This window comes from Orrella daihaiensis (assembly GCF_022811525.1).
GTDB classification, from domain to species: Bacteria; Pseudomonadota; Gammaproteobacteria; order Burkholderiales; family Burkholderiaceae_B; genus Algicoccus; species Algicoccus daihaiensis.
The window spans coordinates 2,308,128-2,327,861 of record NZ_CP063982.1 but is presented as its reverse complement, the minus strand read 5'-3'; the positions used below and the strand labels follow the sequence as shown (position 1 = coordinate 2,327,861).

Below are 19,734 nucleotides of genomic sequence, written 5' to 3'. Positions count from 1 at the left end.
TAGATCACGAACGTTGCTTATTGAGTATTTCATTTGTCGAGGATTATTAACCATGACTGTTATCAAGGAAGAAGACCTGATTGAATCTATTGCTGATGCGGTGCAGTTCATCAGCTACTACCATCCGGCGGATTACATTGCCCACTTGGCGCGCGCTTATGAGCGCGAGCAGAGCCCAGCGGCCAAAGATGCGATGGCACAGATTCTCACCAATTCCAAGTTGTGTGCGGAAGGCCGCAGACCAATTTGTCAGGACACCGGGATTGTGAACGTCTTTCTGAAAATCGGTATGGATGTCAAATTCGATACCAAGCATGGTTTGCAAGAACTCTGCGATGAAGGCGTGCGCCGCGGATATTTGAATCCGGACAACCCATTGCGCGCATCAGTGCTTGATGACCCCTTATTTGCACGTAAAAACACTCGTGACAATACGCCCTGTATTGTGTCAGTCGAGCTTGTGCCCGGCAATACAGTTGATGTCCAGGTGTCCGCCAAGGGCGGTGGTTCCGAGAACAAATCCAAGTTTGTGATGCTTAACCCCAGCGATTCATTGGTCGATTGGGTTTTAAAGACCGTGCCCACCATGGGTGCGGGTTGGTGTCCGCCCGGCATGCTTGGCATTGGTGTGGGTGGCACCGCTGAGAAGGCAATGCTCATGGCTAAGCAGTCGTTGATGGAAGATCTCGATATGCATGAGTTGCTTGAGCGCGGTCCAAGGGACAAGTTAGAAGAGCTTCGCATTGAGTTATATGAAAAGGTCAATGCCCTTGGTATCGGAGCGCAGGGCCTCGGTGGCTTGACCACTGTGCTGGATGTAAAAATCAAGACATTCCCGACGCATGCCGCCTCAAAGCCTGTGGCCATGATCCCTAACTGCGCTGCTACTCGCCATGCACATTTTGTGCTGGACGGCTCTGGTCCTGCTCAGTTGCAGCGACCCTCATTGTCCGATTGGCCAGACGTCAAGTGGGCGCCTGACTACAAAGCTTCCAAGCAAGTCGATTTGAACAAGTTGACCAAAGAAGAGGTGGCGAGCTGGCAACCTGGTCAGACTCTGTTGCTGTCCGGCAAGATGCTGACTGGTCGTGATGCAGCTCACAAGCGCATTCAGGACATGCTCTCCAAAGGGGAGCCATTGCCAGTAGATTTCACTAACCGTGTGATTTATTACGTCGGTCCGGTGGATCCCGTGCGAGACGAAGTGGTAGGTCCGGCTGGTCCGACAACATCGACTCGTATGGACAAGTTCACCGATATGATGCTCGCTGAAACTGGCTTGATTGCCATGGTCGGTAAGGCCGAGCGAGGTCCCGTGGCGATTGAGTCGATCCAAAAACATCAATCAGCGTATCTGATGGCTGTTGGCGGTGCAGCCTACTTGGTGTCCAAGGCAATTCGGGGCGCCAAGGTCTTGGCGTTTGAAGATCTCGGGATGGAGGCCATCTACGAGTTCGATGTGGTTGATATGCCCGTAACAGTCGCAGTTGATGCGCGCGGCACCTCGGTTCATCAGACCGGTCCTAAAGAATGGTCCGCCCGCATTGCTGGCATTCCTGTGGTGCCCGCGTAAGCGTTGCGTCGCACAAAGCACGCTAGTTGACAGCAGTCCGTCATCTAGCGTGTCTTATTGACTAGGCATCGAGCGCTTGGTACGCATCTCGCCCGCCTTGCTTAGTCCTTTTTTAGGCCAAATTCGCGCAAAATCTCCTCCGTGTGCTCCCCTAGCATGGGAGCGGGCCGGCGATATTGCACCGGGGTCGCAGAAAAACGGATTGGATTTGCGGTCGTTGGGGAGGTGCCAGCCAATGGGTGCGGGATGTTTTGCCAGAGTTCGCGCGCTTTTACCTGTGGGTGGTCGAACACCTGGTCAATGGTCTGGATCGGTCCGCAGGGCACCCCCACTGCTTCTAGCGCTGCTATCCAATCATCCCGCTTGCGCTCGAGCATGATTTGCTCAATCAGTGGAACAAGCACTTGCCGATTGATGATGCGAACACTATTTTTAGCGAAACGTTCATCATTGGCCCATTGCTCTTGACCGGCTACTTTACAAAAGGCACGAAACTGTGAGTCGTTGCCGACGGCCAGAATCATAAAACCATCAGCAGTTTTAAAGACCTGATAAGGCACGACGTTCTGATGTGCGTTGCCAGCGCGTTGCGGTGCCTGCCCTGATGTCATGTAGTTCAGATTCTGATTAGACAGCATGGCAACATGGCAATCGAGTAGCGCCAAGTCAATGTATTGTCCAAGCCCACTGTGGTCGCGTTCGCGTAGGGCGCCTAAAATCGCTATCACCCCATACAATCCGGTAAATACATCGGTGACCGCCACGCCAGCCTTTTGCGGGCCCGCACCGGGTAAGCCATCACGCTCGCCTGTGATGCTCATCAGACCACCCATACCCTGGATCATGAAGTCGTAGCCTGGACGATTGGCAAATGGTCCGGTTTGTCCAAACCCGGTGAGCGAGCAGTAAATCAACCTTGGCATCTCATCTTTTAGGCTGTCGTAATCTAGACCGTATTGTTTTAGACCGCCCACTTTGAAATTCTCGAGCAATACGTCGCATTGGCTTGCAAGCTCACGCACGATGGCCGAGCCCTCGGGCGTTGCAAGATCTACTGCGATCGAGCGTTTGTTACGGTTAGTGCTGATGTAGTAGGCTGATTCACTGGTGTCATTGCCTTGGGCGTCTTTTAGATAGGGTGGTCCCCAAGCGCGCGTGTCGTCACCCGTGCCGGGCCGCTCGACCTTGATGACATCGGCACCGAGGTCGGCCAGTGTCTGGGTGCAAAAGGGGCCCGCGAGAACGCGGGATAAGTCTAGCACTCGCACGCCATCGAGCGGCGCGCGTCTTGGGTTACTCATAAGATCGTCCTGAATGTTTTTGAAAAATCTTAAATTAAATTGGATCCCAGTCAATCGCATCCGGCGAGCGTTCAAGCGCCATAAAGTGATGCTTCATTGCAGGCGCGGCAATCTCCGCAATGGATTCTGGCGTCCAGCCTTCGCTCATATGCACTGAGCGGATCGGACGTGGCTGGCTAAAGAGCATAATTTCATTGGCACGCACCGCAAAAATCTGCCCGTTCACCTCTTTGGCCTGGTCACTGGCTAAAAAGACAGCCATCGGGGCTACTTTGCCAGCTTCCATTTTTTGTAGTTTGACCACACGGGCCTTTTCCTCTGGCGTATTGGCAGGGATGGAGCTAGTCATGCGGCTCCAGGCAAAGGGGGCAATGCAGTTCGACCGCACGTTGTAGCGGTTCATGTCCAGAGCGATTGACTTTGATAAGGCTGCGATGCCAAGCTTGGCAGCTGAATAGTTCGCTTGACCAAAGTTGCCAATCAGACCTGAGGTTGAAGTCATATGAACAAAGGCACCCGATTCTTGCTCGCGAAAGTAGTTAGCCGCAGCTCGACTCACATAGAAGGTTCCGTTCAGATGGACATTGATCACCTGGCTCCATTCCTCTTCGCTCATCTTGTGGAAAACTCGGTCGCGCAGGTTGCCTGCATTGTTAACCACAATGTCTACCCGTCCAAAATGCTGCACTGCGGTTTCGATAATATTGTGCGCGCTCGCACGTTCAGCCACGCTATCGGTGTTCGGTACCGCAGTTCCTCCGGCGGCCTTGATTTCCTCGGCGACGGTCTGTGCCGGGCCTTCAGTTTTACCTTCGCCCGTTAAGGCGGCGCCGATGTCATTGACTACCACCTTCGCACCTGCACGTCCCATGGCCAATGCGATTTCGCGCCCGATACCGCCACCGGCTCCAGTCACAACGGCAACTTTGCCTGCCAACATACCGCTCATGATTTGCTCCTTATCGTTCTGTGTTTGTCACTAATGAATGTAACGTACACATCCTAGCCGGTTGTCGGGGTCATTGTCTTTGTGATTAATGAGCGCAGAGTTTTTGGCTGGTCAATGCCATGGCAAGTTGTAAGGTTCCCGCCTTTGTGACTAGCTAAACCCTTATTTCGTAATCGGATAGCCCAATTGGTTCGCCACCTTGGTACAGTTACCAAAAAGGAGATCTCGACCATGGACCTTAGCTGGAACGAGCATGAGATCGCATTTCGCGAACAAGTGCGTGAATTTACTGAGAAAAACCTACCACCCGATATTCGCGAAAAGCAGATGCATCATCGTCGGCTGGCCAAGGACGATTACATCCGGTGGCATCGTATTTTGGCGCAACAGGGTTGGGGGGCGCCTAACTGGCCGAAAGAATACGGCGGAACTGGCTGGAATGCCGTTGAGCGCCTGTTGTTTGAAATCGAGACATTCAAGGCTGGTGCACCGAGACTTCTATCCTTCGGTTTGACAATGATCGGTCCAGTACTGATCAAGTTTGGCAACCAGCAACAGAAGGATTACTACCTGCCGCGTATCATCACGGTCGAGGATTGGTGGTGTCAGGGTTACTCTGAGCCTGGGTCCGGATCGGACTTGGCTTCCCTGAAAACGAGGGCCGAGAGAGTGGGTGATAAGTACATCATCAATGGGCAGAAAACCTGGACCACACTTGGGCATCATGCTGACTGGATGTTTTGTTTGTGCCGCACGGATCCGGCAGCCAAGGCCCAGCGCGGTATCTCGATGATCCTGATTGACTTGCGCCAACCGGGTGTGACGGTGCGCCCGATCAAAACTCTTGACGGTGGTGCTGAGGTTAACGAGGTTTGGCTAGAAAATGTTGAGGCGCCGATCGAGAATCTCGTGGGTCAGGAGAATGAGGGTTGGACCTACGCAAAGTATCTGCTGGGGCATGAGCGAACTGGTATTGCCGGTATTGGTCACTGTCATCGTGAGCTAAATATATTGAAGCGCATGGTTAACGAAGCGATGGCCAGTGGTGATTCCTTGAGTCTGGATCACAGGGTCATGGATCAGGTCAATCAGATTGAAGCCCAAGTGCTTGCACTTGAAATGTTGCTCTTGCGTGTTGCGGCTGACAGCACAGCAGGCCCTGGCCCGCAGGCTTCTATCCTCAAGATACGAGGCTCGGAGCTGCAACAGGAATTGGCGCGCCTGCAAATGCAGGTGGCAGGGCCAAATGCGTGGGCATACGATCCGGCCTGGATGCGACAGGAAAATGATTTCCATGGCCCCGGCGGTGAGTTCGACATTGGCGCGGCAGCGACATATTTCGATAACCGCAAAACCACCATCTACGGTGGTACCAATGAAATTCAAAAAGGAATCATCGTTAAACACATCATTGGTGTGTAGCCGTTGGGCTGATCACGATTATTACGGGAAAAACCATGGATTTTGCATTTTCAGAAGAACAAAGAATGCTCACTGACAGCTTGCAGCGAGTCATGGCAGAACAATGGGGTTATGAGCAGCGTCGTGAGCGATTCGCCCAAGGCAAGCTCGACCGCCAAGCTTGGCGCCAGTTAGCTGAACTCGGTGTAACGGGCTTGATGGTGCCACAGGATTTTGGGGGATTTGGCGAGTCGCCAGCCACCATGTTGGTGGTGCATCAGACCTTGGGGCGTGGCATTGTGAGTGAACCAGTGATTCCAAGTGCTGTGATGGCAGTGATCATGCTTGGCGAATGCACTGAGCATGAGGGTGCAGGCCAATGGCTGGCTGCACACGCAGAAGGCGAATCCGTTTTAACAGTCGCTTGGCAAGAAGATGGGGAGCGATATTCGACCCAACCACTGACAACGCAATTAGTCAGTCAAGGTGATGGGTTCATTTTGAAAGGGCGAAAGCGCTATGTCTGGCACGCAGCCGGGTCAGACATGATGATTGTGACTGCCAGACTCGACGGTGAGTTTGCTTTGGTTATGGTTCCAGCGAGTCTCCAGGGAGTCAGCATGCAGGACTTCCCAACCTTTGATTTTTCGCGATGCGCTGACGTTGTGTTTGATGATGTCAAGCTAGACGCAGCAGCAGTACTTGCGAAGGGGCATCATGCTCAGGCAGCGTTTGCAAAAGGGTTTGATTATGGTCTGACTGCACTGTGCGCGCATGCTTGCGGTGCCATGCAGTACATCATTGAGGTGACGACCAACTATCTGAAGACTCGCAAACAATTTGGTCAACCCTTGATTAATTTCCAGGTGCTGCAGCACCGGTTAGCGGAGATGTTGATTCAGCAAGAAATGGCATTGTCTTCTGCTTTTGTAGCGGCCGCTGCCCTGGCAGAGAAAGACGATGGGCTGCGTGCAAAGCGCGTCTCCATGGTTAAAACAGAGGTAGCTAATGCCGCCAGAAAGGTAGGTGAAGAAGCGGTGCAGTTACATGGCGGCATGGGTGTGACCGATGAACTTGAAGTTGGTGATTACTTCAAGCGTCTAGTGTATGTGGGTAATTTGCTGGGGGATAACAACTTTCACTTGGCGCGGGCTCAGTCGTTCGCCGTAGCTTAAATTTGAATGAGAGGTGCCATGACGCAACAGGATTTAACTAGTTGGATCGGGCGAACGCAAAGCATCAGTGACGTTCTTGATGTAGGCCATGCGGCTCGTATTGCAGCGACTTTGGGGGGCGAGGCACCTGAACAAGGTCAAAGCTTGCCATTGCTTTGGCATTGGTGTTTCTTTCTCGAAGGTGCACCCATGGCTGAGCTTGGTGTCGATGGCCATCCGGCCCGAGGCGGGTTTCTGCCACCGGCAGATAACCGTAACCGGATGTGGGCTGGCGGACGTATTACTTTTGAAAATGACCTGCGTGTCGGGGTGCCGGCGCAAAAACGCTCTACAGTTTCAAACATCACAGAAAAAAATGGTAAGACCGGTTCCTTGTTGTTCGTGACGGTTGAGCATGTCATTGAGCAAGACGGGCGCCGTGTTATCCACGAAGAACAAGATATCGTTTACCGCGTGCCAACACCACCCAAACTGCAAGGTACAGAGCCTGCACCTGATGCGCAGTGGAGTACGGTTGTTAAACCCTCTTCAGTTTTGTTATTTCGCTATTCGGCATTGACATTCAATGGTCATCGGATTCACTATGACTTTCCGTATGTCACCGAGAAAGAGGGGTATCCAGGATTGGTGGTGCATGGCCCGTTGATAGCCACCACGATGGTCCAATCGTTTTGTCATGCGCACCCGGGTGCGCGGGTCAGGCATTTGGCCTACCGGGGGCTGCGTCCCCTGATTTGTCCGACGCCTTTTGCGGCTAGCGGTACTTTGGTTGAGGATGGGTTGGCAAAGGTTTGGGCCGAACAGGACGGCACACTCGCGCATCAAGGCGAGATCAGGTTTGAATCATGAAAATGAACATACGCCCCTTGGATGGAATTACGGTAGTCAGTCTTGAGCATGCCATTGCGGCACCGTTTTGCACGCGACAGCTTGCTGACATGGGTGCACGTGTCATCAAGGTTGAAAGACCTCAAGTTGGTGATTTTGCGCGAGGATACGATGAGCGGGTGCGAGGCATGGCTTCGCATTTTGTTTGGACCAATCGGTCCAAACAAAGCCTGACGCTTGATGTCAAACAGCCCACGGCGCGCCAGGTTTTGCAGGATCTGCTAGCCAGTGCAGATGTTTTGGTGCAAAACCTAGCACCGGGCGCTGCGGCGCGTATGGGGCTTGATTTTGAGACATTGCATGCATTTAACGACCAAATTATTGTCTGCGACATTTCTGGCTATGGTCAGGGTGGGCCCTACGAATCTAAGAAGGCCTATGACTTGCTGATTCAGAGCGAAAGTGGATTTATCTCTGTGACCGGATCGCCAGATGCGCCTGCTAAAGCGGGTTGTTCAATTGCTGATATTGCTGCGGGTATGTATGCCTACTCGGGTATTTTGAATGCGCTATTGCTGCGGGCACGAACAGGCAAAGGAAGCCGCGTTGATGTATCCATGCTCGAAAGTATGGTCGAGTGGATGGGCTTCCCGATGTATTACGCGTTTGAGGGTGCCGCACCACCGCAGCGGGCTGGTGCAGCCCACGCCACAATTTTTCCATACGGGCCGTTTGCTGTGGGTGATGGCAACACGGTCATGCTCGGGCTACAGAACGAGCGTGAATGGGTGGTGTTTTGTGAAAAAGTTTTAAACAACCCGGCGCTAGCGACAGACACTGATTTCGCATCGAATACCAAAAGAGTTCAGAACAGGGAACGTTTGCGGGAACTGATCGTGCAAGCTTTCGCGACGCTCACGATTGCCGAGGTGATTCAGAGGCTCGAGCAAGCTCAGATCGCGAATGCGCGTGTGAACGACATGAAAGACGTTTGGGACCATCCACAACTCGCTGCGCGGGATCGCTGGACCCAGATCACGAGCCCCGTGGGCGAGTTGCCATCGTTGTTGCCCCCAGGCACCAACAGCGCATTTGACGCTCGCATGCAGGCCGTGCCAGCTTTGGGTGAGCACACCGAGAGCATCTTGCGCGAGCTTGGTATATCCGAAGAAGCGATGGCGCAAATGCGAGCGGAGGGGGCAATTTAGAGCTTGCGGCAAAACTGGTCAGTGCAGGTAGTTAACCAATCGCTGACAGGTATTTGCTGAATCTCTAGCGTTTCACCGGCAAGTTCTATCAAGGGTTTGAGCACAAATGCTCGCGAGTGCATTCTAGGGTGTGGCACGATGAGTGTAGGGGTAGCGAACTCTAACTGATCGTAAAGTAAAAGATCGAGATCCAGCGTTCGCGGTGCATTTTGAAACGAACGCTCACGCCCGTGCTCTGTTTCGAGTGCTCTCAATATCTGGAGCAATGGCAAGGGTGCGAGTGTTGTGGTGAGTTTGGCTACTGCGTTGACGTAGGCTGGACCTGGTGCATTCACTGGATCTGATTGGTACAAGCCTGAATGTTGAACCTGCAAAATTCCTGCTGTGTTCTCGAGGGTTTTTATTGCGCCAGTCAGGGTGCTTGCAGGATTACCGAGATTGGCGCCAAGGCCTACATAAGCAATTGCAGTGCTCATGTTTGAGCACCAGTTGTCGCCGGTTTGCGACGTCGTGATCTACGGCGCCGGCTGCTCTTGTTACTGCCGGGCTGCGTCTCAGGCGTCAGGTCCTCTAGCATTTGTGCACGTTCACTATCGGTGGCGTCTGCCAAGTCCATCCACCACTGTGCAATAACGCTGTCGAATTCTCCACACGCTGCACGTAACTGTAAAAACTCAACGCCGGCACGAAACCTTGGCTGTTCAAACAGACGGTGGATGGCACGCGGCACGCGGCGTTCAAAACGTGGTTGCATAAACCAGATTTCGCGCATGTCTGATGCGTGGCGACGATTAATCGCCAAAGACTCTGTCTGTGCATTAAGCACTTGGTCAGCCGCACTGATGAGGGCTGGCGCCATATGCTCGCCAGCGCCGTGTAGCCTACGCCAGTGAAGCCTGACCTGGGGCCATAGAAGCGCAGCAAACAAGAAGCTTGGGCTGACCGTCTTGCCACCTCGGATCCGCGAGTCAGTGCGCTCGAGCGCAAGCTCTATAAAAGCGCGGCCCTCAGGGTCCTCAAGGATGAGGTCAAGCAATGGTAATAGACCGCCGTGTAACCCGTGAGCCTGTAGTTGCCTCACGCACAGCATTGCATCGCCGCAAGTCAAAAGCTTCAAAATTTCGTCAAATAGGCGTGCCGATGGTACGTTGTTGATCAGACTCGCCAGTTTGGCAATGGGGGCTTCTGTGCCAGGTTCAATTTTTCCTTTGAGTTTGACGGCAAACCGCACTGCGCGCAGCATGCGGACCGGGTCCTCGCGATAGCGAACTGACGGCTCACCAATCATGCGAACCACACGTTGTTTCAGGTCCTGTACGCCTCGGTGTAGGTCAATCACTTCTTCAGTGACCGGGTCGTAATAAAGGGCATTGATCGTGAAGTCTCGCCGCTCAGCATCTTGCTCATGAGAGCCAAATACGTTGTCTCGCAGAATGCGGCCATGGTCGTCTGTGAGTTCCTCGCCAGTCGATGGTGCCCGAAATGTAGAGGTTTCGATAATTTCCCTGCCGAACACGACATGAACGAGTTTAAAACGACGGCCAATGATGCGAGCGCGACGAAACAAAGGCTGTATCTGCTCCGGTGTCGCATTGGTGGCAACATCAAAATCTTTAGGTTCCAACCCGATAATCAGATCGCGTACGGCACCGCCTACGATATAGGCCTGATAGCCCTTTTGTTGAAGCACCTCGCATACCTTGATTGCATTGCGAGAGACGTGGCTGCGATCAATCTGGTGTTCATTGCGCCCGATTCGCTTGGGAGCTGCTGACTCGCCAGTCACCAGTCGTTTAACCAGCCCTTTGATTCGATCAGTGATCATCAGGACTTTTGATCCAGTTTTTGTTCGAATAGATTTAGCACCGGCCACTGGCGTTGAAGTGCGATTTCGTGCAGCGAAGCGCTAGGATTTGTAACAATCGGATGCGTGACGGTTTCAAGTAGTGGCAGGTCATTGATGGAGTCGCTATAAAAATGGCTTCCATCAAAATCGCTGAGTTTTAATCCCATACTACCTAGCCAATCGTTGACTCGGACCACTTTGCCCTCCTTAAAGCTTGGGGTTCCATGGATTTTGCCGGTGTAGCGTCCATCAATGTATTGTGGATCCGTGGCGATTAAGTGTGGCACACCGAAGGCACGCGCGATTGGCGCGGTGACGAAACTGTTGGTGGCTGTCACGATCGCACATAAGTCGCCAGCACTTAAATGATTGCGTACCAAGTCGATGGCTTCGCGCCGCATGCTTGGCCGAATGACTTCCTGCATAAATTGTTCATGCCAATTTGCCAGATCGTGGGGTTCATGTGCTGCTAATAGTCCGAGCATGAACTCAGCGGCCTCTTCGGCGGTGAGCTCTCCCCGGTTGTAGCGTTGCATCAAGTCTTCATTGCGTGCGCGTGCGGCGGTGGGATCACCAGCTCGCCCCGTTCGTGCCAGAAAGTCAGCCCATTGATAATCGCTATCAAGCGGCAGTAACGTGTGATCCAGGTCAAATAGTGCCAAACGTTTAGGTTTCATCAATTCAGGGGCTCTTGGGCCATCATCGATTTCAGTAGCGGCAACGTCAAAGGCCGATGGTTGGCCAGTGCGTACCGATCCAGCGCATCCAGCGTTGCGAACAATGCCCGGATATCACGCGAGCCGTGCACTAATAGCCAACGCAACACATCGTCTGATAAAGGCATGCCTTGCTGCTGAGCGTAGCTGATTAGTGCGGCAAACTTGTCATCGTCAGATAAAGGTGTCAGTCGATATACAGCCCCCCAACCCAGGCGGCTTCGTACGTCTTCCCGTACCGTCATCTGCAGCGGTGCCCGGTCGCCGGACACGATCAGACTGAAAGCGTCAGTGCTAGACGACAATTCGCGCCACAGATTGTACAGGCGAAATACCGCCCCGATCGCCGCCTCATCAAGGCGGTGTATATCGTCAATAGCGACACATGGGGGCATGACATCACCGTCCAAAAGTGCTGCAATGGCATCCGATGCAGAGTCGGCGCCGCGAGCCGGACTGATACATACGCCAGCATGACGGTGGGCGCAGGCTTTTAGCAAATGGCTGCGGCCGCTGCCATCTGGGCCCCAGACGTACAATGTGGTGCCCACCGCCAGTTCGCTTGCCGCTGATAGCGCCGCACCATTTGCGCCGGGTACCATATTGTCCAATGTGGGCTCAGCCCCAGGCAGGATATCGAGGATCAGCTGCTGCGCCATGCGCTCAAGTCGTAGAATATCGGTTTGCGGGTGTGTAACTTCGTCATTGTCACATATTGCGCAGACAAAGCCATGCAATCCCCTTAATTGATGATTTTAAGTTTTGACCTTCACCAGGCTCTTATGACAAAAGCAAACAAGACACCCCTAACGTATCGTGATGCTGGCGTTGATATCGACGCAGGCGAGGCGCTCGTCGATCGTATCAAACCTCTGGCTGCCAAGACCATGCGCGAAGGCGTGATGGCAGGCATTGGGGGGTTTGGAGCCCTGTTCGAAGTGCCCAAGCGTTACCATGAGCCCGTGTTGGTCTCAGGCACCGACGGGGTCGGTACCAAATTGCGGCTTGCATTTGAGTGGCAACGGCATGACACCGTAGGTATTGATTTGGTGGCAATGAGCGTGAACGATATTCTCGTTCAAGGCGCCGAACCGTTGTTTTTCCTCGATTATTTTGCATGTGGCAAGCTATCGGTTGATGTGGCCGCCAGTGTGGTCGGCGGCATTGCTAGCGGATGTGAGCAAGCCGGTTGTGCCTTGATTGGTGGTGAGACCGCCGAAATGCCTGGTATGTATCCAGACGGAGAGTACGATCTGGCAGGCTTTGCCGTGGGTGCGGTCGAGAAGGCGTCCATAATTGACGGTAAAAGCATTACCAAGGGTGACGTCGTACTCGGCTTGGCTTCGAGTGGCGCGCACTCGAATGGCTATTCGCTGTTACGCAAAGTGTTGGCTCGCACCAATTCCAAGCCAGAGCATGAGTTTGATGGGCAGATCTTGGGTGATGTTGTAATGGCACCCACACGCATTTATGTAAAACCTTTGCTCGCGGCCCTGGCTCGCTTTGGTGGAGCTATCAAAGGTCTGGCGCATATTACGGGTGGTGGGCTATTGGACAATGTGCCACGTATCCTGCAGCCAGGCCTGCAGGCTCATATCGAGTCCAGTTCATGGCGCATGCCAGCTTTGTTTGAGTGGCTCAGACAAGAGGGTGAGATTGACAAGCAAGAGATGTACCGTGTCTTTAACTGTGGAATTGGCATGGTGCTGGTCGTGGCTGCAGACACTGCCAGTGCGGTTTCGCAGATGCTTTCCGACGCTGGTGAAACAGTCTATACCCTAGGCGAAATTCGAGGCTGTGACGCGGGCACTAGTCAGACCGTTGTACTTTAGCCGTTTGGATTAACTGCGTTGCCAATGCCAGTACTTGTTCGCTGGCTTTAGAATCAAGGCAGTTGATGGTGTGTCGATCTGGCATGCTGCGAAGCCATGTCAATTGTCGTTTGGCTAGTTGACGGGTGGCGGCAATACCCTGCTCTCTAGCTTGGGCCAGAGAGCACTTGTTATCGAGGTAGTCCCAGATTTGTCGATAGCCTACGCATCGAATTGAGGGTAACTCAGGATGCAAGTCATCACGTTCGTATAGATGCTTCACCTCATCTACCAACCCGCTTGCTAGCATCTGGTCGAATCTTGTTTCGATTCGGGCATGAAGCTGTTCTCGGCTATCGGGCTCGAGACTGATCAACTGGGTAGCGACTGGCTTAAGTGTCTTATGTCCAATCAGTGATGACATAGGCTGGCCGCTAGTACGAAAGATTTCCAGGGCCCGACCGATGCGCTGGCTGTCATTGGGGGCCAGTCGTTGAGCGGTTGGTGGGTCTACCAATGCTAACTGCGCGTGAAGTGCTGGCCAGCCTTGCTGCCTGGCCTGTTCAGCAATCTGTGCGCGCAGCTGCGGATCTGCGCCAGGCAGGTCATCGATGCCATCGCGCAAGACTTTGAAGTACAGCATAGTGCCACCTACAAGCAGCGGCAATTTTCCCCGTTTGAGTATGTCCGCTGCACACCCTAGCGCGTCATGCCGGAATTGCGCTGCCGAGTAGGATTGCCCTGGATCCAGAATATCCAGCAGGTGATGTGACACCGACTTGCGTTCGGCGGCTGTGGGTTTTGCAGTGCCAATGTCCATGCCGCGATAGATTGTCGCCGAGTCAACGTTGATGATCTCAATTGGCAGATTCTGTGCCAATAATTGGCTCAGGGCACTTTTACCAGACGCTGTGGGACCCGCCAGACAGATGAGTGGTCTATCGAACACAGTCATTGACCACGCATAAAGAGGCGATCAAGGTCGGCCAGGCGCCAAGCGATCCAGGTGGGGCGGCCATGGTTGCATTGATCGGCACGCTCGGTTTGTTCCATTTGGCGCAATAGTGCATTCATCTCGGCGATCGAGAGCTGCCGGTTAGCGCGTACAGCTCCGTGACAGGCCATGGTGGCTAAAAGTTGATTACGTTGTTGTGTCAACAGTGCGCTAACCCCAACTTGCTCCATATCCCGCAGAATTCCGAGCACCAGTGACTCAATGTCGCCACGCACCAGCAACGCCGGTACTGATCTGACCACGACTGATTGCGGCCCCCCGGCATGCATCTCAAACCCCATTTGCGCCAGCGCTTGACCGTGTTCTTGTACCAGCCCCACCTCAGTGTCGGTCACGCTAATCACGAGTGGAACTAAGAGATGCTGGGTGGCGATGTGACGGTCGTCCAGCGCCGCTTTAAGTTGTTCGTAAACCACGCGTTCATGTGCGGCGTGCATATCAACCAGAATCAAGCCATCTTTCGTTTGCGACAGGATGTAGATACCATGAACTTGCGCCAGTGCGCGACCTAGTGGCCACACCTCATCTGTGTCGGCCTCGGTAGTCTTCGCCGTACCTGTCGAGGTGGGCGGATCAATCCTATCAGCCAGTGGCGTGTGAGCAGTTTGCCAGCCAGCACCCCAACTTGGGTTGCTGGCTGGCAGTGGGCCCGATATTGGATGACGCGCCCCAGGCTCATGAAGTGATAAGCGTGACTGTATGCTTGGCCTGGCAGGTACAGCTAGCGACCGCCAGTTGCCTGAATTCACTGAGGATGAAGGGTGCTGCGGCAACGAACCGTTAGCCGGTTCTATGGTGTTTTGGTCCACATTCACGCTTTCAGACAAAGCTTGCGTCACAACTTGCTGAACCAGGCGATGTACTGCGCCACTGTCACGGAACCGGACTTCATTTTTCGCTGGGTGTACATTGACATCGACCGATTGCGGGTCAATATCAACAAAAAGCACATAGGCCGGTTGTCTATCACCGTGTAGCACATCGGCGTAGGCTGCTTTGAGTGCATGTGAGACAGTCCGGTCGCGTACGTGGCGACCATTCACAAACAAAAACTGTCTGTCAGCTCGGCTGCGTGCGGCCGTGGGGCGAGTGACAAACCCGCGAATTTGGACTGGTCCACCTGCAGCGTCAACAGAAATGGCGTTATCAGAAAACTCCTGACCCAGCACGTCAAGCACACGCTTGGCCAGCGAGGCAATTGGCCATTGACGCACGGGCTTGTCGTTGTGAAATACTTTGAAGGCTATCTCAGGGTGTGCGAGCGCAATTCGAGTCATGACATCCATGCAGTGACCAAATTCGGTGGTCTCAGCTTTTAAGAATTTGCGTCGTGCCGGCACTTCGTCAAATAACCCCTTGACATCAACGGTCGTGCCTTGATTGCCTGCAGCTGGTTGTATGGAATTGTTCTGTGCATCTATCTGCCAGGCATGTGCCGATGCATTGGTTCGGGATATCAGCGTGACGCGCGCAACAGAGGCAATTGATGCCAAGGCTTCACCACGAAACCCCATGGATGCTACTGATTCGAGATCTGCGAGCGAGCGGATTTTACTGGTGGCATGACGTGTGAGTGCCAGTGGTAGTTCGTCTGGCTCAATGCCGTGTCCGTCGTCGTTGACGGAAATGCGCCGAATGCCTCCGGCTTCGAGTCGAACCTCAATAGCATTGGCATTAGCATCGATGGCATTTTCGACAATTTCCTTCAGCACTGATGCTGGACGTTCAATAACTTCACCAGCAGCTATCTGGCTGATCAGGCGATCGGGCAGGGCAGCAATCGGGCGTCGGGTAGCAGACATAAAAACAAAGGCCTCTGAAATCCAGAGGCCTATTGTAGAGGTTCACCTTCAAGCGGGTCAGCTTACCTCAGCCAAGTGCGGGTTGCTCCGGAAAAACTGCGTCACACCACTATGCAAAGCAGTGGCGAACTTTTCCTGATATTTGGCGTTCCGCAAAAGCCGTTCTTCTTTAGGATTGCTGATAAACGCGGTTTCAACCAAGACAGAAGGGATGTCAGGGGCCTTCAATACAGCGAAACCAGCTTGCTCAACGCGAGGCTTGTGCAGGCGATAGACATCACGCAGTTCATTCAGTAGCTTTTGAGCAACCTGCTTTGAGTCTTTGATTTGAGCCGTGGTGGATAGATCAAGCAGTAGCTTTGCGACTTGCTCATTTTGAGCGCCCAAGTTAACCCCACCGATCAGGTCAGCGGCGTTTTCCTTTTTGGCGAGCCAACTTGCCGTGGTACTCGTGGCCCCTCGGTCAGATAAAACAAATACAGAGCTACCACCTGCCGTCGGCCTTACAAAAGCATCTGCATGAATAGAAATAAATAAATCAGCTTTGACACGGCGCGCCTTTTCTACCCGAACACGCAAGGGTACGAAATAGTCTCCGTCACGCGTGAGGTAACCACGCATACCAGGTGTGGCATCGATTTTGGCTTTAAGTCGTTTTGCGATTGCGAGCACCACATCCTTTTCGTAGGTCCCACCTTTGCCGACTGCCCCTGGATCTTCTCCGCCGTGACCCGCATCAATTGCAATGGTGACCGTGCGCTGGCGACGCTTGCGCTCTGCGATCGCTGGAAGCTGAGCGGCGGGTTTCGCGGGTGACACAATCGAGGGCGGTACCACAGGACTTGGAAGACCAGCAGGATTACCTTGACCAATCTCCTCAAGGATTCGCGCCAATGGATCATCGCCGCTTAAGTCTGGCTGTTGTTTCAAGAACGCCATCAGAGGGTCTTGGGCTATTAGTGGATAGAGATCGAGCACTAATCGATACTGATAGTCACCGATCGGCTTTAGCGTGAAAACCTGGGGCGCGATGGCTTGTTTTAGATCGATCACAATACGCACAACGTTCGGGCGGTTCTGTCCGACTCGCAGGCTCTGGATGTAGGGGTCATCAGCCTTTACGTTGGCTACCAGCTTTTGCAGGGCGTCGTTCATGCGCAGCCCTTCAATGTCGACAACCATCCGGTGAGGATTTTCAAGGGTGAAGTGCTCGGCTTTGAGCTCGCTATCTAATTCGAGCGTCACGCGAGTGTATTCTGCAGCCGGCCAGGTACGCACCGCCAAAACAGTTGATGCCATGGCCAAGCGAGGAATAACGGGCAGGCAGATCAATGCGCTAGCAGCGGCTAGCAATTGACGCCTGCTAACCGGTTGTGGCTGGCCTGTGGGCGTTACATCTCGCTTAGCGTCGTCAACCATGCTGCACCTCGCTTTGTTTGTGCTTCGATCCGAGCGACACGACCCTCACCCTTGTAGGATAAGCTAATCATCAAATCAGGTGTGGGTAGCTGACCGTCTGCTTTCTCAGGCCATTCGATCAGCACCACGGCATCCGGTCGGAATAACTCTCTAAACCCGGCATCTTGCCATTCACTTGGATCATTAAATCTATAAAAATCAATGTGATAAAAGTATAAGCTCGAAACTTTGTAGGATTCAAGCAAAGCGTAGCTTGGGCTCTTGATGCGACCGGTTACCCCGGCGGCCCGCAACAATGCCCTCACTAGTGCAGTCTTGCCGGCACCTAGGTCGCCGCTGAGGTAGACAGAAGCGCCGGAATTTATACCTAGTTCATTGATTTCATTTGTTTTTGTTGAGTCAAGCAGAACCGTGGCCAGCTGTCTGCCGAGCGTGTCTGTCGCCAGCTCATCGGGAAGCTCTATGGTCAATTCAGCTGTGGACATTGTGCAACATTGTTCCTAATCATTTGCCAAACAAAGGGTAGCCTTCACCTTAGCAGACTGATCCAAATGGGAATGGTGATGGCGGTGGCCAGCGTGCTGACGGAGATGATCAGACTGACGATTCTCCCGTCGCCACCCATACGCACTGCCAACACGTAAGCTGCGCTTGCGCATGGCAACGAACCAAACAACACCAACATGGTAGTGGTTATCTCATCAAGTCCCAACCGGCTGGCGCATAGCCAAGCGATTAAAGGCAACAACAGAATCTTCGTGGCAACGACCCAAGCTACGAATAGGCCATGACCCTGACTTCCTTGCCAGCTTAGACTTGGCCCGATGCACAATATCCCCAAAGCCACGGCTGCCAGCCCCAGGCGGTCTGCCATGATGTCTAGAGACACAGGTAACTGAAATCCCGCCAAATTGGCTGCTAGCCCAAGTATTGTTGACAGCAGCAACGGGTTGCGCGCGAGTGCTCCGAACATGTTGCCGCCCTGTTGTCGTGCCAACGGATATACCGCAGCAATATTGGCCATCGGCACCGTCAAGCCAACCACCAGTGCCATCACAGTCTGGCCGCTTGCACCACCAATGCTCGGTGCCAATGCCAGGCCGAGGTAGGTGTTAAAGCGAAATCCACACTGCGTCGCCGATGCCAGCGCCAAATCTTGAGCTTTAAACAGACGTCCCCCGATCCGAACCGTCACGTAACCGACTACCACCAGAACGAACGCTACGAGTAGCAAGTCGCCAGTGGTTTGAGCAGACAGCGGTGTTTTGAGGATTGACTGAAACAGCAGGGTTGGAAACAGCACGTAATACACTAGCTTTTCCAGACCAGTGAAAAACTCGCGATTAAAACCGAATCGGTGATGCAAAATCCAACCCAGCAGGATTAGCAAAAAGTCAGGCAATACCAGCCAGGCGGTGGACATATGAGAACAATCGGAACGGTGCAATGTTGCAATGCCAATATTGTGGCGCATTTGTGTGGTGTACGTCAGCGAAAATCGTGCGCATGAATGATCGTGACAAACTCGAAGAGTCTGCTGCTATTAGCGCGTTTGTGGATGCGCTCTGGCTAGAGGATGGGTTGTCAGCTAATACGCTAGCGGCTTATCGGCGAGATCTGTTCGTGTTTGAGCAGTGGTTGGTGACCAAAGGAAAGACGCTTGACGATGTTCAAAGCAATGACGTCTTGGCGTGGCAGGCCGATGAGCACGGACACACGAAAGCCAGTACAGCGAATCGGCGCTTGGCGACTTTACGCCGGTATTATCGGTGGGCAAGACGCTCGGGACGAGTGCAGGCAGACCCCTGTCTACAGGTCGTAGCGGCTAAACAGCCGGCACGGCTACCCAAGACGATCAGCGAAGACCAGGTTGACGCACTGTTAAATGCGCCAGACAACACGGAACTCGGTGTGCGAGATCGCGCCATGCTTGAGGTGTTGTATGCCACCGGCTTGAGAGTATCAGAGCTTGTCAATATTGGCGTGCTCGACTTGAGTTTGTCCGATGGCGTGATACGGGTAGTCCAAGGCAAGGGTGGCAAAGACAGATTGGTTCCACTAGGTGCCGAAGCCGCTCATTGGGTTGAGCGCTATTTGCAAGAGTCGCGCCAGGCCCTTTTGCGTAATCGTACGAGTTCAGCATTATTTGTGACGGCAAGGGCTGCGCCCATGACGAGACAGTCCTTTTGGTTGCTGATCAAGAAATATGCAATAAAGGCTGGGGTCACTGCACCTTTGTCTCCACACGTATTGCGTCATGCATTTGCTACTCATCTTTTGAATCATGGTGCAGACTTGCGTGTTGTGCAGTTGCTGTTGGGGCATGCGGATATCTCGACCACCCAGATTTACACGCACGTTGCGCGTGAGCGACTCAAACGTCTACATGCTCAGCATCATCCAAGAGGGTAGGCTGAAGTCAGCGTAAACAGAAGTCGCTGAAGAACTTGCTAAACTTTTACTAACGCCGCCGTAACTCAGTGGATAGAGTATCTTCCTCCTAAGAAGAGAGTCGCACGTTCGATTCGTGCCGGCGGCGCCACTAAGATGGCGCAAAAATGGGTCGAGTAATGGTTGCCGCTTTTTATCCTACGCAACGCGAGGCCCTTCGCTAATAGAACACGCCACGCCAAGGGCTACAATTCACGCTTAGTATTTCTGAGCGCTTGGCTTTTTGCTGAGTTTGATTT

At 53.3% G+C, this 19,734-nt stretch carries 18 protein-coding genes and 1 tRNA gene; 8 read left to right on the top strand and 11 right to left on the bottom strand.

Going from position 1 to position 19,734, the window contains the following annotated elements; translation table 11 throughout:
• Nucleotides 1–52: 52 nt before the first annotated feature.
• On the top strand, nucleotides 53–1,573 hold the full coding sequence (locus tag DHf2319_RS10725) for a fumarate hydratase (protein ID WP_243478328.1): 1,521 nt from the start codon (nucleotides 53–55) through the stop codon (nucleotides 1,571–1,573).
• A gap of 101 nt (nucleotides 1,574–1,674) precedes the next feature.
• On the opposite strand, the gene DHf2319_RS10720 is transcribed toward DHf2319_RS10725, so the two are convergent.
• Both DHf2319_RS10720 and DHf2319_RS10715 read right to left on the bottom strand, forming a co-directional pair.
• A complete protein-coding gene (locus tag DHf2319_RS10720) occupies nucleotides 1,675–2,874 on the bottom strand; it encodes a CaiB/BaiF CoA transferase family protein (protein WP_243478321.1) in 1,200 nt (399 codons plus the stop codon).
• A gap of 34 nt (nucleotides 2,875–2,908) precedes the next feature.
• The gene (locus tag DHf2319_RS10715) at nucleotides 2,909–3,823 is read right to left on the bottom strand and encodes an SDR family NAD(P)-dependent oxidoreductase (protein WP_243478319.1); all 915 of its coding nucleotides are present in this window, start codon (nucleotides 3,821–3,823) and stop codon (nucleotides 2,909–2,911) included.
• A 231-nt stretch (nucleotides 3,824–4,054) separates the two neighbouring features.
• Between DHf2319_RS10715 and DHf2319_RS10710 the strand changes: the two genes are divergently transcribed.
• Genes DHf2319_RS10710 through DHf2319_RS10695 form a run of 4 tightly spaced genes read left to right on the top strand, consistent with a single transcriptional unit; the run spans nucleotide 4,055 to nucleotide 8,435 of the window.
• Nucleotides 4,055–5,245 (top strand): acyl-CoA dehydrogenase family protein, encoded by a 1,191-nt coding sequence (locus DHf2319_RS10710; protein WP_243478317.1) that lies wholly within the window; start codon nucleotides 4,055–4,057, stop codon nucleotides 5,243–5,245.
• A gap of 35 nt (nucleotides 5,246–5,280) precedes the next feature.
• Nucleotides 5,281–6,399 (top strand): acyl-CoA dehydrogenase family protein, encoded by a 1,119-nt coding sequence (locus tag DHf2319_RS10705; protein WP_243478316.1) that lies wholly within the window; start codon nucleotides 5,281–5,283, stop codon nucleotides 6,397–6,399.
• Between the two features lie 18 nt (nucleotides 6,400–6,417).
• Nucleotides 6,418–7,248 (top strand): HTD2 family dehydratase, encoded by an 831-nt coding sequence (locus DHf2319_RS10700; protein WP_243478314.1) that lies wholly within the window; start codon nucleotides 6,418–6,420, stop codon nucleotides 7,246–7,248.
• Nucleotides 7,245–8,435, top strand: a complete 1,191-nt coding sequence (locus DHf2319_RS10695; RefSeq protein WP_369810187.1) for a CaiB/BaiF CoA transferase family protein — start codon at nucleotides 7,245–7,247, stop codon at nucleotides 8,433–8,435. The genes DHf2319_RS10700 and DHf2319_RS10695 overlap by 4 nt, the downstream gene beginning before the upstream one ends.
• Here DHf2319_RS10695 and folK read toward each other — a convergent pair.
• From folK to hda, 4 genes are read right to left on the bottom strand one after another with little or no spacing between them, the layout of a single operon-like run.
• On the bottom strand, nucleotides 8,432–8,911 hold the full coding sequence (gene folK, locus DHf2319_RS10690) for a 2-amino-4-hydroxy-6-hydroxymethyldihydropteridine diphosphokinase (RefSeq protein WP_243478312.1): 480 nt from the start codon (nucleotides 8,909–8,911) through the stop codon (nucleotides 8,432–8,434). The genes DHf2319_RS10695 and folK overlap by 4 nt on opposite strands.
• A complete protein-coding gene (gene pcnB / locus DHf2319_RS10685) occupies nucleotides 8,908–10,260 on the bottom strand; it encodes a polynucleotide adenylyltransferase PcnB (protein ID WP_243478304.1) in 1,353 nt (450 codons plus the stop codon). Before pcnB ends, folK begins: the two co-directional genes overlap by 4 nt.
• Nucleotides 10,260–10,958, bottom strand: coding sequence for an HAD family hydrolase (locus DHf2319_RS10680; RefSeq protein ID WP_243478303.1), 699 nt, complete (start codon nucleotides 10,956–10,958; stop codon nucleotides 10,260–10,262). The genes pcnB and DHf2319_RS10680 overlap by 1 nt, the downstream gene beginning before the upstream one ends.
• Nucleotides 10,958–11,656 (bottom strand): DnaA regulatory inactivator Hda, encoded by a 699-nt coding sequence (gene hda, locus DHf2319_RS10675; protein ID WP_243478301.1) that lies wholly within the window; start codon nucleotides 11,654–11,656, stop codon nucleotides 10,958–10,960. The genes DHf2319_RS10680 and hda overlap by 1 nt, the downstream gene beginning before the upstream one ends.
• A 123-nt stretch (nucleotides 11,657–11,779) precedes the next feature.
• Here hda and purM point away from each other — a divergent pair, with 123 nt between their 5' ends.
• Complete coding sequence (gene purM / locus DHf2319_RS10670; protein WP_243478291.1) at nucleotides 11,780–12,829, top strand: phosphoribosylformylglycinamidine cyclo-ligase; 1,050 nt, start codon at nucleotides 11,780–11,782, stop codon at nucleotides 12,827–12,829.
• On the opposite strand, the gene miaA is transcribed toward purM, so the two are convergent.
• The 5 genes from miaA to DHf2319_RS10645 are packed head-to-tail and all read right to left on the bottom strand — an operon-like array spanning nucleotide 12,807 to nucleotide 18,467.
• Complete coding sequence (gene miaA / locus DHf2319_RS10665; RefSeq protein ID WP_369810186.1) at nucleotides 12,807–13,763, bottom strand: tRNA (adenosine(37)-N6)-dimethylallyltransferase MiaA; 957 nt, start codon at nucleotides 13,761–13,763, stop codon at nucleotides 12,807–12,809. The genes purM and miaA overlap by 23 nt on opposite strands.
• Nucleotides 13,760–15,625, bottom strand: a complete 1,866-nt coding sequence (gene mutL / locus DHf2319_RS10660; RefSeq protein WP_243478284.1) for a DNA mismatch repair endonuclease MutL — start codon at nucleotides 15,623–15,625, stop codon at nucleotides 13,760–13,762. Before mutL ends, miaA begins: the two co-directional genes overlap by 4 nt.
• Nucleotides 15,626–15,682: 57 nt before the next feature.
• Nucleotides 15,683–17,044 carry an N-acetylmuramoyl-L-alanine amidase gene (locus tag DHf2319_RS10655; protein WP_243478283.1) on the bottom strand — a complete coding sequence of 454 codons (1,362 nt, stop codon included), beginning with the start codon at nucleotides 17,042–17,044 and terminating at the stop codon, nucleotides 15,683–15,685.
• Entirely contained in the window at nucleotides 17,017–17,529 is a 513-nt protein-coding gene (tsaE, locus tag DHf2319_RS10650; protein WP_243478280.1) for a tRNA (adenosine(37)-N6)-threonylcarbamoyltransferase complex ATPase subunit type 1 TsaE, read from the bottom strand. Before tsaE ends, DHf2319_RS10655 begins: the two co-directional genes overlap by 28 nt.
• A gap of 44 nt (nucleotides 17,530–17,573) precedes the next feature.
• Nucleotides 17,574–18,467 carry an AEC family transporter gene (locus DHf2319_RS10645; RefSeq protein ID WP_243478278.1) on the bottom strand — a complete coding sequence of 298 codons (894 nt, stop codon included), beginning with the start codon at nucleotides 18,465–18,467 and terminating at the stop codon, nucleotides 17,574–17,576.
• Between the two features lie 83 nt (nucleotides 18,468–18,550).
• On the opposite strand from DHf2319_RS10645, the gene xerD reads away from it, so the two are divergent.
• Nucleotides 18,551–19,456 carry a site-specific tyrosine recombinase XerD gene (xerD, locus tag DHf2319_RS10640; RefSeq protein ID WP_243478276.1) on the top strand — a complete coding sequence of 302 codons (906 nt, stop codon included), beginning with the start codon at nucleotides 18,551–18,553 and terminating at the stop codon, nucleotides 19,454–19,456.
• A 54-nt stretch (nucleotides 19,457–19,510) separates the two neighbouring features.
• Nucleotides 19,511–19,586, top strand: a tRNA-Arg gene (locus DHf2319_RS10635).
• The last annotated feature ends 148 nt before the right edge of the window (nucleotides 19,587–19,734 follow it).

Bases quoted from the DNA above. Each gene is read 5' to 3' on its own strand.
- DHf2319_RS10725 (WP_243478328.1), top strand. From the start codon at position 53: ATGACTGTTATCAAGGAAGAAGACCTGATTGAATCTATTGCTGATGCG.
- DHf2319_RS10720 (WP_243478321.1), bottom strand. From the start codon at position 2,874: ATGAGTAACCCAAGACGCGCGCCGCTCGATGGCGTGCGAGTGCTAGAC.
- DHf2319_RS10715 (WP_243478319.1), bottom strand. From the start codon at position 3,823: ATGAGCGGTATGTTGGCAGGCAAAGTTGCCGTTGTGACTGGAGCCGGT.
- DHf2319_RS10710 (WP_243478317.1), top strand. From the start codon at position 4,055: ATGGACCTTAGCTGGAACGAGCATGAGATCGCATTTCGCGAACAAGTG.
- DHf2319_RS10705 (WP_243478316.1), top strand. From the start codon at position 5,281: ATGGATTTTGCATTTTCAGAAGAACAAAGAATGCTCACTGACAGCTTG.
- DHf2319_RS10700 (WP_243478314.1), top strand. From the start codon at position 6,418: ATGACGCAACAGGATTTAACTAGTTGGATCGGGCGAACGCAAAGCATC.
- DHf2319_RS10695 (WP_369810187.1), top strand. From the start codon at position 7,245: ATGAAAATGAACATACGCCCCTTGGATGGAATTACGGTAGTCAGTCTT.
- folK (WP_243478312.1), bottom strand. From the start codon at position 8,911: ATGAGCACTGCAATTGCTTATGTAGGCCTTGGCGCCAATCTCGGTAAT.
- pcnB (WP_243478304.1), bottom strand. From the start codon at position 10,260: ATGATCACTGATCGAATCAAAGGGCTGGTTAAACGACTGGTGACTGGC.
- DHf2319_RS10680 (WP_243478303.1), bottom strand. From the start codon at position 10,958: ATGAAACCTAAACGTTTGGCACTATTTGACCTGGATCACACGTTACTG.
- hda (WP_243478301.1), bottom strand. From the start codon at position 11,656: ATGGCGCAGCAGCTGATCCTCGATATCCTGCCTGGGGCTGAGCCCACA.
- purM (WP_243478291.1), top strand. From the start codon at position 11,780: ATGACAAAAGCAAACAAGACACCCCTAACGTATCGTGATGCTGGCGTT.
- miaA (WP_369810186.1), bottom strand. From the start codon at position 13,763: ATGACTGTGTTCGATAGACCACTCATCTGTCTGGCGGGTCCCACAGCG.
- mutL (WP_243478284.1), bottom strand. From the start codon at position 15,625: ATGTCTGCTACCCGACGCCCGATTGCTGCCCTGCCCGATCGCCTGATC.
- DHf2319_RS10655 (WP_243478283.1), bottom strand. From the start codon at position 17,044: ATGGTTGACGACGCTAAGCGAGATGTAACGCCCACAGGCCAGCCACAA.
- tsaE (WP_243478280.1), bottom strand. From the start codon at position 17,529: ATGTCCACAGCTGAATTGACCATAGAGCTTCCCGATGAGCTGGCGACA.
- DHf2319_RS10645 (WP_243478278.1), bottom strand. From the start codon at position 18,467: ATGTCCACCGCCTGGCTGGTATTGCCTGACTTTTTGCTAATCCTGCTG.
- xerD (WP_243478276.1), top strand. From the start codon at position 18,551: ATGAATGATCGTGACAAACTCGAAGAGTCTGCTGCTATTAGCGCGTTT.